Consider the following 13140-nt stretch of genomic DNA (forward strand, 5'->3'; position numbering starts at 1 on the left):
AGTTGGACCCCATGAAGGGAAGTTAATAACAACTGGAAAACTTGAACCTATTGCAGAAATGCCTGCTATAATAAATGCAAAGAAATTAAATACAGTAATTTGGTCACTGCTTATTGGAACGGGACTATATATTATATTAAGATTAATTTTACGAAAAAGAGTATCAGCGGCCCTTCAGCCAGTAGTAAAAAACGTTAACAGTGATTTACTTGATGAAATTGGATATCGATCTATTGCAATTGGATTCCCAATCTTTACGTTAGGAGCGTTAATTTTTGCGATGATTTGGGCACAAATTGCATGGACGCGCTTTTGGGGGTGGGATCCAAAAGAGGTATGGGCACTCATTACATGGCTCTTTTATGCTGCAGTTTTACATTTACGTCTATCTAAAGGTTGGCATGGTGAGAAGTCGGCATGGCTTGCGGTAATTGGATTTGCCATTATAATGTTTAACTTTATAGCTGTAAACTTAATTATTGCTGGTTTACACTCATATGCGTAAGGTTTTTTCTCTTTTTTAGAGGGACATACCGTTTAGTTAAACGTAATAAAATAGGAAAGTGGTTGTCACTTTCCTATTTTATTTTTGTCAATTTCTTTTCTTTTTTGAGAAAAACATGGCAAAATAAAGGTTGATTTTGTAAAATGATGTGAGGACTAAATGTCCTGTTCAAAAAAAATACATATTTTTGGAAAAGAAATGAACAAACTTTATTATTCTTGTGAAGTATAATTGTTAAGGTGGAAGTCGGACGCTTTAGAATTATCTATTATGAGATAAAAGTAAAAACAGTATTATATTGTAGAGAGGTAGGTGTGAACCGTTGTCATGTTTTTTTCGGGCAGCGGGAAGCAATGGAAAATGAACCAAGAATTTTAATTGTGGATGATGAAGATCGTATTCGTCGTTTATTAAAAATGTATTTAGAAAGAGAACAATATACAATCGATGAGGCTGACAATGGTGATACAGCCTTAGAAAAAGCATTGCAAAATGACTATGATTTAATCTTATTGGATATCATGATGCCTGGAAAAGATGGAATTGAAGTGTGTAAAGGGATTCGCGAGAAAAAAGCAACACCAATTATTATGCTGACAGCTAAAGGTGAAGAAGTAAACAGGGTGCAAGGATTTGAAGTTGGCTCGGATGATTATATTGTAAAGCCGTTTAGTCCACGTGAAGTAGTTCTTCGTGTAAAAGCGGTCTTGCGACGTTCTGTGACAACAACATTCTTTACACAAGATACAACAACAAAAGATATTATTGTATTCCCGCATTTAACAATTGATAACGATGCGCATCGCGTTACTGCTGATGGTGATGAAGTCAATTTAACACCAAAGGAATATGAATTGTTACTATTTTTAGCAAAGGCTCCTGATAAAGTATTTGATCGTGAGCAATTATTAAAAGAGGTATGGCAATATGAATTCTTTGGAGACCTGCGTACAGTAGATACGCACGTAAAGCGTTTACGTGAAAAATTAAGTAAAAAATCAGCTGATGCAGCGAAGATGATCGTAACTGTATGGGGTGTTGGTTATAAGTTTGAGGTTGTGAACGACTGATGCTTTGGAGAAGTGTAGTAGGAAAGCTATGGATGACCATATTGCTTCTTGTTTCATTTGTTCTTGGCTTTGTTGCCATTTTGCTTTCACAGTTTTTTGATAATTACTATATTGAAATGAGTGAAACAAGGCTTACAAAAGTAGCGACAAGTGTTTCAGAATTAATAGAAGAAGGTGCAGACGAAAAGACGATTGAGAATATTGCGTATAAGTTTGCCGATCMACTCTCACGAATTATTATTGTAAAAGGGGATCATGAAGTTTCTTCTTCACCGAAACAAGAAGGATTGGTGGATCTTACAATAGAAGATCTGAAAAAGGATAAAGATTTAGCAGCTGTTTTTATAGATAAAAAAGAAAATAAAGAAAAAATAAAAAAAGTGTCTGATGACAAAACGAAGAAAAACTCTGAAAATGATATTATGATTGTTGGCAAGCCGCTGCAATCATCAAATCATAGTGCGGTGTTTGTGTATCAATCATTGCAAGTTCCGAAACAAGGTATGGAAAAAGCGACAGATTTTATTTTTTTATCAGCGGGAATTGCGATTATTTTAACAACGTTCTTTGCATTTTTCTTATCGACACGAATTACAGCTCCACTTCGTAAAATGCGTGAAGTGGCCTTTGAAGTAGCGCGCGGGAAATTTGATACGAAAGCACCTATGGTTTCGCAAGACGAGATAGGAGAGCTAGCAACGGCGTTAAATCAAATGGGAAAACAATTAAAGTTTAATATTAATGCACTACAGCAAGAAAAAGAACAACTTTCTAGTATCTTAAGCAGTATGGCAGATGGGGTTGTAACGCTGAATCAAGAGTGTGAGGTTGTTGTTATCAATCCGCCGGCGGAGCATTTTTTACAAGTTTGGCAAGAAGAAAAAGAGTTGGAATTAAGTAGGAATTTACCGCCGGAACTTGTTGAGTTGTTTCATCTGGTAGTAGAAAGTGAGCAACAGCAAGTCATTGAAATTAATTTACAAAAGGGTAACTACGTTGTCCTTATGACGCCGCTATATAATCAAACAAAAATTCGCGGTGCTGTGGCGGTGCTTCGTGATATGACAGAAGAACGTCGCCTTGAAAAAATGCGTCAAGATTTTATTGCGAATGTGTCTCATGAATTGCGCACACCGATGGTTATGCTCCAAGGGTATAGTGAGGCAATCTTGGATGATATTGTTCAAACAAAAGAAGAAATAAATGAATTTGTACAAATTATTTATGATGAGTCAGTTCGTTTAGGTCGCCTTGTGAATGAGCTTTTAGATTTAGCGCGTATGGAAAGTGGTCATGTTGAATTGCATATATCTGAAGTGGATATTCATCCATTTGTTGAGAAGATTGGACGCAAATTTCAAGGGATTGCAAAAGAAAAAAATGTGCAGTTAACAGTTGATTTCCGTAATCCAATTGAGCAACATTCGTTTGATCCAGATCGTATGGAGCAAGTATTAACGAACTTAATTGACAATGCAATCAGGCATACAAATGCAGGTGGTCATGTTGAGCTTATTATTGATACGAAAAATAATGGACTGATGTTTGAAGTGCAAGATTCAGGTGCTGGTATTCCTGAAGAAGACATTCCGTTCTTGTTTGATCGTTTTTATAAAGCTGATAAAGCAAGAACACGTGGGAAAACAGGTGGTACTGGTTTAGGGCTTGCAATTGCTAAAAATATTGTACAAGGGCATAATGGTAAAATTTCTATATCAAGTGTCGTTGGAGAAGGAACAATATTCTCTGTATATTTACCAGGTCAATCAATATAAGTGATATTGTTGTGAGCGAATACTGAAGTTCTAGTATTTTTTATTCTTTTTGAGTTTATAATATTTTCTCAATGGAATGAAGAATATTAGAGCTTTTTGTTTTATTGTACTATTTGTAGATGGTAGTCTCTCTATGAAAGCTGATTGAAAGACAAGAAGCTTAGACTAAGGAAAGAATAAATCCATGTTGATTTGCTGGCATATAAGTCACGGCTATGAAAACAAAAGAAGGCCTCCGCTCATTTTCTCCTTCTGTTTTCACATGGCATGGGGCTAAAGGGTACTGATCGTTTCTACGCATAGTCGGATGCTCTCTCTCATCAAAAAAAGAAAGGTTTAAGCCGTTTTTTCAATGTATACTTACATTTGATGGATCGTGTAATGAATAAAAATTTAAAAGAGAGGTGTAGAATATTTGAAACTATATACGAAAACAGGAGATAAAGGACAAACGAGTATTATAGGTGGACGAGTTGATAAAGATCATATTCGTGTAGAAGCATATGGAACAATTGATGAGGCGAATTCTCATATTGGATATGCGATGACTATGCTTCAAGAAGAATGCTTTCAAGACATACATGAGGAGCTTGAAAAGATTCAGCATGAATTGTTTGATTGCGGTGGGGATTTAGCAATTGTGCAGCAAAAATTACCTTATAAAGTAACAGAAGAAATGGTCATATATTTAGAAGGACGAATTGATCACTACATAGAAGAAGCGCCACCATTAGAGTGTTTTATTTTACCTGGCGGGAGCCCAGCATCTGTGGTGATCCATGTTGCACGTACGGTAACGCGAAGAGCTGAGCGCAATATTGTATCATTAGGAAAGCAAGAGGAAATAAATGAAGTTGTATTACGATATGTCAATCGATTATCTGATTATTTATTCGCAATAGCTAGGGTGATAAATGCTCGCCTTATGGTGAAAGATGTTGAATATAAACGAAGTGCAATTGTTTTTCGTAAAAAGGAAGTGGAGTAATTCACTTTCTTTTTTGTATACTTTTTTCCGTAATATACCACAATAGAGAAAGTGTGGCGGTTATTAAAAAACGGAGGATGTATATGAAAGGCTTAAAAGTCGGGATACTTGTCTTTGGATTGTTTTTTAGTTCTCAATTATATGTTTATGCTGAGGACGGGCGATGGACATGGCCGGTAGATGGAAGAATTAGTGACTATTTTGGAACAAGAAATGGAAAACACTATGGTATTGATATAGCTGCTCCAATCGGAACGCCGATTGCAGCTATCCGAGGTGGAACGGTGACAAAATCCTATTTTTCAAATAGTTATGGAAATGTAGTGTTTATTAAGCATGGAGAATATGAGGCCGTTTACGCCCATCTAAATAAGAGATATGTATTTCAAGGGAATCATATTACAAGAGGTGAGGTAATTGGTGAAGTGGGAAACACAGGTGAATCACGAGGTGCACATCTGCACTTAGAAGTTCATAAAGGTGCTTGGACATTTGGGAAAAGAAATGCAATGAATCCATTGTTTGTTTTAAACGAAGAAAGGGATCAAGTGGTTTCATCATCGATGTATATTGTGCAAAAAGGGGATACATTGGTCAGTATTGCCCGTAGGTTTGGCATGACTGTTCATGAGATAAAAGTAAAAAATGCATTACAACAAGATCGAATTTATCCAAATCAAAAATTATATATGAATTAAAAAAAGGGCTAGTAGGACTAGCTCTTTTTTTTACCAAAAAATAAAGACACATATAAATCCAGAAATGGCTAAATAGCTATAATAATAAAAGACCTTTGCTCTTGTTTTTTCGTTCGTTCGAAATAATACAATGGTTGGTTCAATTAGTCCAATTGTAAAGCAAAGTAGACCAAGAAGCATACAACCGATAGAAAAAGCATACAAGGCAACTTGTACTTGTTGGAATGGAATAATCCATTTTAATAAAAATGCAATAAGTGCGGTATAACAGATGCTACCAATGTATTTGTTTAAAGTTGTATTGGAACGAAAACCAGGGAGCTTTTTCAAAAAGGATCGGGAAACAACTTCTGTTTGTAAAGAAGTATGTTCTTCTATTATTTTTTGGGCTTCTTTTCCTTTATGGAAGAGAGAAAGAATCCAATTACGCTTTCCTTGGAAAACAAATTGTGATGTTGTTAAATAGTGATCAATTTTCACTTTATCCCAACTTTTCCACAGATGACGCTCGCATAGCTTTAGTTTACTTTCTGTTGTTTTATCATACTGATATACACTAATTCCTTCTTTGTCAAAAGTAGCATAGTATGTTTCTCTTGAAAATGCGCCTAAATCAATTGGACAGTAGAAAAGTAATTCCTTTTTTAAATAAAAGTATTCTTTTCTTAAGTTTTTTTTCATGGTTTCTTGAATAGAGTGTCTTTTTTCTTTCTTCATGACATTTCCTCCGTATTAAGAAAATGCTCTTATCTTAACAATTCAACATCTTATCACTTTTCTGTATGAATGACTAGGGAATTACGCGGGAAAAAGTCAGATTGTAAAAAATATGGATTGTGTTGTCAAATAATTCGATAGCTTTTTTATTGAGTATTAATAAGACGAATCTTATATAGAGTGATGCTTACTATTCGTAAGTTATAAACATTTTTATTCACAACTGTATGATGTTGTTGTATAATGGTGAAGAAAATAGAATATCGGTCTATCTTCGGGGCAGGGTGAAAATCCCGACCGGCGGTGATGAACAGTTGTTTTTCGTTCTAAGCCCGCGAGCCGTTAAGGCAGGATTTGGTGAGATTCCAAAGCCGACAGTATAGTCTGGATGGGAGAAGATGGAGGTTCAAGCGTTCAAAAAAGATAGGTATTTGAACGTCTGTTTGATGTGCCTAAAAATTCTCCCTTTGTGTTATACGCAAAGGGTTTTTTCGTATCATGAATAAATAGGCATAGCGGAACCTTTCCACTTTCCATGAGATGATCGATGGAAAAGGAGAGAGAATGATGAAACAAAAGAACAGTGTAGTACAAATGGTAAGTGTAGCGATGCTTAGTAGTATTGCGTATTTGCTTATGATGTTGGATTTTCCATTTCCAGGACTTCCGCCGTTTTTAAAAATTGACTTTAGTGATGTGCCAGCTTTAATTGCAGCGATTATTTTTAGTCCGATTGCAGGTGTAGTTGTAGAAGGAATAAAAAATATTCTTCACTATGGAATTCAAGGAAGTTTAACGGGGGTTCCAGTTGGAGAAATAGCGAACTTTATTGCGGGATGTTTATTTATTGGACCAGCAACTTTCTTATTCCGAAAGTATCGTACAGTAAAAAGTTTAACAACAGGGTTAATGTTAGGGACGGTTACTATGTCTATCATTATGAGTGTGTTAAATTATTTCATCATTTTACCAGCTTACACTTGGTTTTTAAATCAGCCTGCTATGTCTAGTAGTGGTATGCGACAAATGATTGTAGCGGCAATTCTGCCATTTAATTTAATTAAGGGAATTGTTGTAACAGTTGTATTTGTAGCGCTGTTCTCACGTTTGAAAGTGTGGGTATTTGCAAAAATGAAAAATGCATAGAAACTTTGACCATCAGCGGGAGAGTACCGCTGATGGTCTTTTTATTTGTGAGTTAGATCAATAACAAAAGATCCCCCTCATAAAATGAGGGGGATCTTTTGAAGTTAATAAAAAAGACTATTCGAATTTTAAAGCGTCGCCATCGAATGATTCGTCAGCAACTTTAATTGAGTCAGTTGGGCAACCTTCAAATGCGTCCATCATGTCGTCAATTAATACATCTGGAATTTCAACGATACCTTGGTTATCATCTAATGTTACAAATGCAATACCTTCATCATCGTAGTCATAAATGTCTGGTGCAGCAGCTCCGCAAGCTCCACATGCGATGCAAGTGTCTTTATCAACAATTGTATATTTTGCCATATTTCTTTCCCTCCTGATAATATGTATGTGAAAATAGTCGCCATAAAAATTATAACCTTATTGTAAAACGGTTTTTCAAACTTTTCAACATAAAATTATAATGATAATGCTTATCAATTAGAGTGTCAACTTATTTTTGATTTATTTCACAAGATTTTCAAAATGCCTAAATGCTGTACAGTTTGATACAATAGACAATATAAAGTGAAGCTTCCATCAATGGAAGCTTTTCACCTCCGGCTGATGGGAGGCCTTCACCAATTAGGCTGTTACTGCCAGCGCATAGCAAGATAAATGTAATTGAAAGGTGGAAGCGGTGATGCAGTTACAATATACTTTATTGTATTGTATAAAACAATTAAATGGTGAACGAACTGTTTCTTCCATTTATCACCTTTTAAAAGGAAAACGTTCTTCACAAACACTACAAGACGGAAATATATTTCACATTTCTTTTCTGTTTGGAATATACAAATCATTACAACGTTCTGATTATGATCAGGAAATTGAACATGTATTGCATAAAGAATGGATTCAGAATGTACATGGAAATACGTACATTTTAACTGATGCTGGAAAGGAACAACTGGAAACTTGGAAAAAAACACTTTCTTTTCCACAGTATTTACATGGTTTACACTATGGTGATATTGGTGAAATCTTTTGGAAACGACTTTCATTAATTATTCAAACTGTGTCAAACTTACAACAACAGAATGCGAAATTTATTCCTATTCAACAAGATACAGAGGTAATGATGTGGGTCAAGCGGTTTCTCACCGGGATACCGTATGCAAGAAGTAAACTTGCGGAAGGTTTATGGAAAGAGATACATATGCTGTTGAAAGATACCTTGCCAATAGAAGCAACAATTTTTACATATCGACTAACAGGATATGAACGGATTGGATATACATTAAAACAACTTGCAGAAATTACAAACCAAGATGTATTTCGTGTATATCTTTTATTTTGGGGTACCATTCATTTCTTTATTCAATCTGTTCGAGATAATGAAAAAGATTTTCCATTATTAACAGAGATTATTTCTTATCCGAATGAAAGGGCAGATTTGTTTAGTTTATCAACAAAGAAAACATATCAGCTTTGGGGACAAGGGCGTTCTTTAGAGGAGATTGCAACAATTAGAAATTTAAAGGTTGCAACAATAGAGGATCATTTTGTTGAAATTGCATTACGAGAACGAGATTTTTCTATTGAAATGTTCATGGGGAAAAATAAAATTAAGCATGTGCAGCGCATTATTGAAACATTACAAACACGTAAGTTGCGTGTATTAAAGCAAGCGGTAGGAGAAACAGTTTCTTATTTTGAAATTCGTCTTGTGTTAGCGCAGATGGAGGGTGTAAATGAGACTTGAGGATTATCTGTATAAGTGGTTTGGTTATAACGAATTTCGTCAAGGGCAGAAAGAGGTTATTGTGGATTTGTTGCAAGGAAAAGATGTTGTGGCGATGCTTCCAACTGGAAGAGGAAAATCAATGTGCTATCAACTTCCAGGTCTTATGCAAGATGGAACAGTACTGATTGTTTCTCCATTACTATCCTTAATGGAAGATCAGGTAACGCAGCTTAAATATATAGTAAAGGATCGTGTGATTGCGTTTAATAGTTTCCGTACATTAACTGAGAAAAAAGAAGCGATAAAAAGATTATCTTCTTATAAATTTGTTTTTGTCTCGCCTGAAATGCTGCAAACTGAAGCAATAATAAGAGAACTAAAAAAGATTCATATTTCGCTATTTGTCGTTGATGAAGCACATTGTATTTCGCAATGGGGTTACGATTTTAGAACAGACTATAAAAAATTAGATCAAGTTATAGCGGCTATTGGACATCCTCCGGTATTAGCATTAACAGCTACTGCAACAAAAGAAGTATTACAAGATATTATAAAAAGTTTAAAACTTACGACTGTAGCAGAGCATGTGTATTCGATTGATCGTCCAAATATTGCAATGGAAGTACAATTTGTACAAACAATAGAAGAAAAAAAGGAAGCGCTTCTCACGCAAGTTACTTATTTACAAGGACCAGGAATTATTTATTGTTCTAGCAGGGCTTGGACGGAGCGCCTGACAGAATATTTAAGGAGTAAAGGTATAGCAGATGTTGCATTTTATCATGGTGGAATGGAACATGAAGAGCGGATGTTAATTCAGCAGCAATTTATGAATGATCAACTGCAGCTTGTTATATGTACAAGTGCATTTGGTATGGGGGTAAACAAGCCAAATACAAGATATATTATTCATTTTCATTATCCAGCAAATATTGCTTCTTATTTACAAGAAATCGGTAGAGCGGGAAGAGATGGAGAGATGAGTATTGCGATTCTACTTTGTAGTCCATTGGATCATGATCTACCAGTTTCTATCATTGAGGATGAATTACCAAATAAACAGCAAATTCAATTTTTATTTTCCTTACTACAAGAGAAGATGTTCCAAACGAAAGTATTGCCAATGCAAGATGTGGAAGAAATTTGTTATAATGCCGCAAGGTTTAGTGAGCAGCATTGGCGTTTTGTACGTTATCATTTAGAAAAGATGAAAATCATACAACAGAAGAAGCTCATTATGGAATCCTTGTCAGATGAGAAAATGAAAAAATTGATGTTAGAAGTGGACGGGCGTCTTCGGAATAAATATAGGCAATTAGAAAATATGAAATCGTGGCTCCAGTTTAAAGGGTGTAGACGGGAACAAATGCTACATCAATTTGGATATAAGAAGGAAGCTGAGGTGAAAAACTGCTGTGACTACTGCGGTATTTCCAAAGAAGATTATAAAAAAAGACGAGCAAGACAATCAATTTTCGACTATAATTGGGAAGCAGAGTTACAATTGCTCTTTGGTATGAGAGAACGGAGGAATGATGAACATTCAAAGGCGTAGTATTGAAGACATAGGTCCGAAAGAAATACGGCTTAACCTCTATATAACACAATTAATAATAATAGGTGTTGGCTGCGCATCAGCCTGTATATTATTTCCAAATAGGGATGAATTTTATGATATGTGGAAATGGGAACCTGTTTCCATCCTTATAATAGGCAGTGGAGTTGCGGGTGGTGTCATCTTATTTGATTATATTGCAATGCAAGTGTTCCCAGAATCGTGGTTTGATGATGGTGGAATTAATGAGCGGATGTTCCAAGGGATTTCTGTCATACAATTATTAGTTATTACGTTTGTTATTGGATTTGCTGAAGAATTTTTATTTCGGGGTGTGTTACAGACGCATTTCGGACTTGTAATTGCGAGCCTTATTTTTGCTGTTTTACATATTCGATATGTGATGAAGCCATTCTTATTTTGCTTTGTATGTATGATTAGTTTTGTATTTGGATATGTGTTTCAATGGACAGGAAATTTGTTTATAACAATTTTTGCACACTTTCTTGTTGATTTTATAATGGGACTTCAATTAAGAAAATAAATGAAAGGTGGTGGTGAACAGCATGAGGAAACAAATTCCCGATTTTGAAGAAGAATTGGAAGAAGAACAAACAGAAGAAGGTTTACCGCCGCGAAGTGAGGTTCATAGAAATAAAGAAAAGAAAAAATCTAAATTTAAGATTAACCACTTTTTTGTTCGAGTTTTAACATTTTTATTTATTTTGTTACCACTTAGTATTTTATGGTATACGGATAAGTATATCGAAGTAAAAAGTGCAAAAGAGAATGATGTCCCTGGAACAAATGCGTTTGAAGTGATTTTTTTCGATTCAAATAAACATGGTGAAGGAAAAAAGAAGCAGTCAGAAAAATTTGAAACGCATATTGTAAAAGAAGGTGAGACATTTGAAAGTATTGGGAAACAGTATTTTCCCAATGAAGATGGGGCTACAATCATTAAAAGTTATAACAATTTACAAGACAATCAGTTAGAAGTGGGAAAAGAATTGAAAATTCCTGTCAAAAAGAAAACGGAGAAGGAATAGTAGCTGTAAAATAATTTTTATATGAGTGATTGAAAAGGTGAATGAAGTCTTTTGTATCGGATGAGATTTTATCCATCTTTATTGCAATATAGCTTGATAAAATTACATATTGTTGAGAGGGAAGTTGAGAAAAATATATGTTGTGGATTTTAGGTGGCACGTTCATATGTATTGGCTTTATTTGTCTTTTTATGATGTATAGAGAAGCATTACGTAATACATTGCTAGAACACACTTTATCATTTGTAAATTTCCCGGAAAGCTTTGGAAAGGTCAGAATATTTTTCATTTCAGATATTCATAGGAGAATTGTTTCGCCTTCTTTAATTGAAAATGTAAAAGGAAAAGCTGATTTTGTTATTATTGGCGGTGATTTAGCTGAGAAAGGTGTATCGTTATCACAAATTGCTGCTAATGTTCAAACATTAAGTAAAATTGGTCCTATATATTTTGTATGGGGAAATAATGATTATGAAATTGACTATCATGAACTAGATGCGTTATTACTAGAACATGGTGTGAAAATTTTAGATAATACAAGAGTGCTGTTTGAATCAGATTCTGGCGACAAGCTTTGCTTATTAGGGGTGGATGATGTTGGATTAGAACGGGATCGTTTAGACTTGGCACTAGCAGATTGTCAAGAAAATGGCTTTCGTATTCTTATTAGTCACAACCCTGTTATTGTAAACAAAATGTCTGGACAAGAACAAATTTCCCTCGTATTAAGTGGTCATACCCATGGGGGACAAATTCGTCTATTTCATTTTAAACGATATCTAAAAGGCGGCGTATATAAGTATCCGAATACAACTTTATTTGTGAGTAATGGGTATGGAACGACATTGATACCACTACGTTTTCGAGCTCCAGCCCAAACGCACTTAATTACGTTGCAAGGAAAAAAATAAGAGATGTTCGGTTTAAAGGTGGGAAAACATGCCAACTTTAAAAGGAAAATATAATATAAAAGCAGTTTCGAATATGCTTGGAATTCAGCCAAGTACGCTGCGGGCTTGGGAGAGACGATATCATATTATTGCTCCAAAGCGCAATGATGCTGGGCATCGCCTATATACAGAAGAGCATGTGAGAATTTTAAAATGGTTAATGCATAAAGTGAATGARGGATTTACAATTGGTCAAGCAGTCCAGTTATTAGAAAGCAATCGATTGCAAAATCACAATTTAGTTGAAGTAGCGTACAGTACAGAAGTGTTTTTAGTAGACGATATCCTTCATTATTTGTTAAAATTTGATGAAAAACATGCCCGTGAATTATTAAACGAGGCATTTGTTATTTATACAACAGAAAAAGTAATCACTCATATATTTGTTAAGATTATTGATAAATTGGAGACTATGCGGAGAAATGATGAGATAACAGCTGTACAAGAGCGGTATATAGATTCATTTTTATGTTCACGCATTGGAATGATTTATCATAATACGCATACTAATTTTATTTTGCCAAAAGCTTTGGCTATATGCGCACCAGGAGAATTGAATACATTAAACCTTTTTGTTTTCACAATATATTTACGTTTGAAAGGCTATCAAGCAACATATTTTGGGACAGGCCTAGAGGAAGATGAGATTCATACAGTTATTAAGCAATTTGCACCCAAATATGTGTTTATATCATGTTCAAAAGAGCGATATTTGAAAGGCGCACTAAATTTGATTAAGAAGTTGCAAAGTCAGAATTCAAAGATCTGCATAGGGCTTGTTGGATTTGCAAGTGAGTTTGTTTCAGATGAAGACAAGATCGGACTTCAAAATGTGTTCATTGGTGATACAAAAAAAGAATGGGATAAATGGTTAAATACGTCGGAATAGTTGTTCGAAAAGAACCATCTATTTTCTATTTCATATAATAAAAATTAGATACAACGGTTACGTAGGGAG

General features: G+C 34.9%; 14 protein-coding genes and 1 riboswitch. Of the genes, 12 read left to right on the plus strand and 2 right to left on the minus strand.

Translation table 11 applies throughout. The features are described from left to right. From ccsA to AC1DIT_RS05200, 5 genes are all read left to right on the plus strand, one after another. Positions 1-505, plus strand: a 505-nt coding sequence (gene ccsA, locus AC1DIT_RS05180) for a cytochrome c biogenesis protein CcsA (RefSeq protein WP_476998088.1), incomplete at its 5' end; no start/stop codon positions are given. Between the two features lie 353 nt (positions 506-858). After that, a complete protein-coding gene (gene resD, locus AC1DIT_RS05185) occupies positions 859-1575 on the plus strand; it encodes a DNA-binding response regulator ResD (RefSeq protein ID WP_026008430.1) in 717 nt (238 codons plus the stop codon). Further along, on the plus strand, positions 1575-3350 hold the full coding sequence (locus AC1DIT_RS05190; protein ID WP_476998089.1) for an ATP-binding protein: 1776 nt from the start codon (positions 1575-1577) through the stop codon (positions 3348-3350). Before resD ends, AC1DIT_RS05190 begins: the two co-directional genes overlap by 1 nt. Positions 3351-3765: 415 nt before the next feature. After that, the gene (locus AC1DIT_RS05195; RefSeq protein WP_016132644.1) at positions 3766-4338 is read left to right on the plus strand and encodes a cob(I)yrinic acid a,c-diamide adenosyltransferase; all 573 of its coding nucleotides are present in this window, start codon (positions 3766-3768) and stop codon (positions 4336-4338) included. Positions 4339-4421: 83 nt separating this feature from the next. Continuing rightward, positions 4422-5036 (plus strand): peptidoglycan DD-metalloendopeptidase family protein, encoded by a 615-nt coding sequence (locus AC1DIT_RS05200; protein ID WP_016132645.1) that lies wholly within the window; start codon positions 4422-4424, stop codon positions 5034-5036. A gap of 30 nt (positions 5037-5066) precedes the next feature. Here the strand turns inward: AC1DIT_RS05200 and AC1DIT_RS05205 are convergent, their stop codons facing one another. Then, on the minus strand, positions 5067-5753 hold the full coding sequence (locus AC1DIT_RS05205; protein ID WP_016114068.1) for a hypothetical protein: 687 nt from the start codon (positions 5751-5753) through the stop codon (positions 5067-5069). Between the two features lie 266 nt (positions 5754-6019). Continuing rightward, positions 6020-6157: riboswitch (FMN riboswitch) on the plus strand. Positions 6158-6320: 163 nt separating this feature from the next. Here AC1DIT_RS05205 and AC1DIT_RS05210 point away from each other — a divergent pair. Beyond that, a complete protein-coding gene (locus AC1DIT_RS05210) occupies positions 6321-6899 on the plus strand; it encodes an ECF transporter S component (protein WP_016132646.1) in 579 nt (192 codons plus the stop codon). A 117-nt stretch (positions 6900-7016) separates the two neighbouring features. On the opposite strand, the gene AC1DIT_RS05215 is transcribed toward AC1DIT_RS05210, so the two are convergent. Next, the gene (locus AC1DIT_RS05215; RefSeq protein ID WP_003206564.1) at positions 7017-7265 is read right to left on the minus strand and encodes a ferredoxin; all 249 of its coding nucleotides are present in this window, start codon (positions 7263-7265) and stop codon (positions 7017-7019) included. Between the two features lie 319 nt (positions 7266-7584). On the opposite strand from AC1DIT_RS05215, the gene AC1DIT_RS05220 reads away from it, so the two are divergent. The 6 genes from AC1DIT_RS05220 to AC1DIT_RS05245 all read left to right on the plus strand — a co-directional run bounded on the left by AC1DIT_RS05220 (position 7585) and on the right by AC1DIT_RS05245 (position 13071). Further along, positions 7585-8646 carry a YpbB family protein gene (locus AC1DIT_RS05220; RefSeq protein WP_016132647.1) on the plus strand — a complete coding sequence of 354 codons (1062 nt, stop codon included), beginning with the start codon at positions 7585-7587 and terminating at the stop codon, positions 8644-8646. Beyond that, on the plus strand, positions 8636-10183 hold the full coding sequence (locus tag AC1DIT_RS05225) for a RecQ family ATP-dependent DNA helicase (RefSeq protein ID WP_016132648.1): 1548 nt from the start codon (positions 8636-8638) through the stop codon (positions 10181-10183). The genes AC1DIT_RS05220 and AC1DIT_RS05225 overlap by 11 nt, the downstream gene beginning before the upstream one ends. Beyond that, positions 10164-10727 carry a CPBP family intramembrane glutamic endopeptidase gene (locus tag AC1DIT_RS05230; RefSeq protein ID WP_016132649.1) on the plus strand — a complete coding sequence of 188 codons (564 nt, stop codon included), beginning with the start codon at positions 10164-10166 and terminating at the stop codon, positions 10725-10727. Before AC1DIT_RS05225 ends, AC1DIT_RS05230 begins: the two co-directional genes overlap by 20 nt. 22 nt (positions 10728-10749) lie before the next feature. Beyond that, a complete protein-coding gene (locus AC1DIT_RS05235) occupies positions 10750-11232 on the plus strand; it encodes a LysM peptidoglycan-binding domain-containing protein (protein ID WP_016114073.1) in 483 nt (160 codons plus the stop codon). Between the two features lie 137 nt (positions 11233-11369). Continuing rightward, positions 11370-12143, plus strand: coding sequence for a metallophosphoesterase (locus tag AC1DIT_RS05240; RefSeq protein WP_006094245.1), 774 nt, complete (start codon positions 11370-11372; stop codon positions 12141-12143). 28 nt (positions 12144-12171) lie between these two features. After that, a complete protein-coding gene (locus AC1DIT_RS05245) occupies positions 12172-13071 on the plus strand; it encodes a MerR family transcriptional regulator (RefSeq protein WP_016132650.1) in 900 nt (299 codons plus the stop codon). The last annotated feature ends 69 nt before the right edge of the window (positions 13072-13140 follow it).

The sequence above is a fragment of the Bacillus sp. 05T22 genome (genome assembly GCF_056396765.1).

What these genes read in the sequence shown, in the direction of transcription:
- resD (WP_026008430.1), top strand. Translation starts at nt 859, where the DNA reads ATGGAAAATGAACCAAGAATTTTAATTGTGGATGATGAAGATCGTATT.
- AC1DIT_RS05200 (WP_016132645.1), top strand. Translation starts at nt 4,422, where the DNA reads ATGAAAGGCTTAAAAGTCGGGATACTTGTCTTTGGATTGTTTTTTAGT.
- AC1DIT_RS05205 (WP_016114068.1), bottom strand. Translation starts at nt 5,753, where the DNA reads ATGAAGAAAGAAAAAAGACACTCTATTCAAGAAACCATGAAAAAAAAC.
- AC1DIT_RS05210 (WP_016132646.1), top strand. Translation starts at nt 6,321, where the DNA reads ATGAAACAAAAGAACAGTGTAGTACAAATGGTAAGTGTAGCGATGCTT.
- AC1DIT_RS05215 (WP_003206564.1), bottom strand. Translation starts at nt 7,265, where the DNA reads ATGGCAAAATATACAATTGTTGATAAAGACACTTGCATCGCATGTGGA.
- AC1DIT_RS05220 (WP_016132647.1), top strand. Translation starts at nt 7,585, where the DNA reads ATGCAGTTACAATATACTTTATTGTATTGTATAAAACAATTAAATGGT.
- AC1DIT_RS05225 (WP_016132648.1), top strand. Translation starts at nt 8,636, where the DNA reads ATGAGACTTGAGGATTATCTGTATAAGTGGTTTGGTTATAACGAATTT.
- AC1DIT_RS05230 (WP_016132649.1), top strand. Translation starts at nt 10,164, where the DNA reads ATGAACATTCAAAGGCGTAGTATTGAAGACATAGGTCCGAAAGAAATA.
- AC1DIT_RS05235 (WP_016114073.1), top strand. Translation starts at nt 10,750, where the DNA reads ATGAGGAAACAAATTCCCGATTTTGAAGAAGAATTGGAAGAAGAACAA.
- AC1DIT_RS05240 (WP_006094245.1), top strand. Translation starts at nt 11,370, where the DNA reads ATGTTGTGGATTTTAGGTGGCACGTTCATATGTATTGGCTTTATTTGT.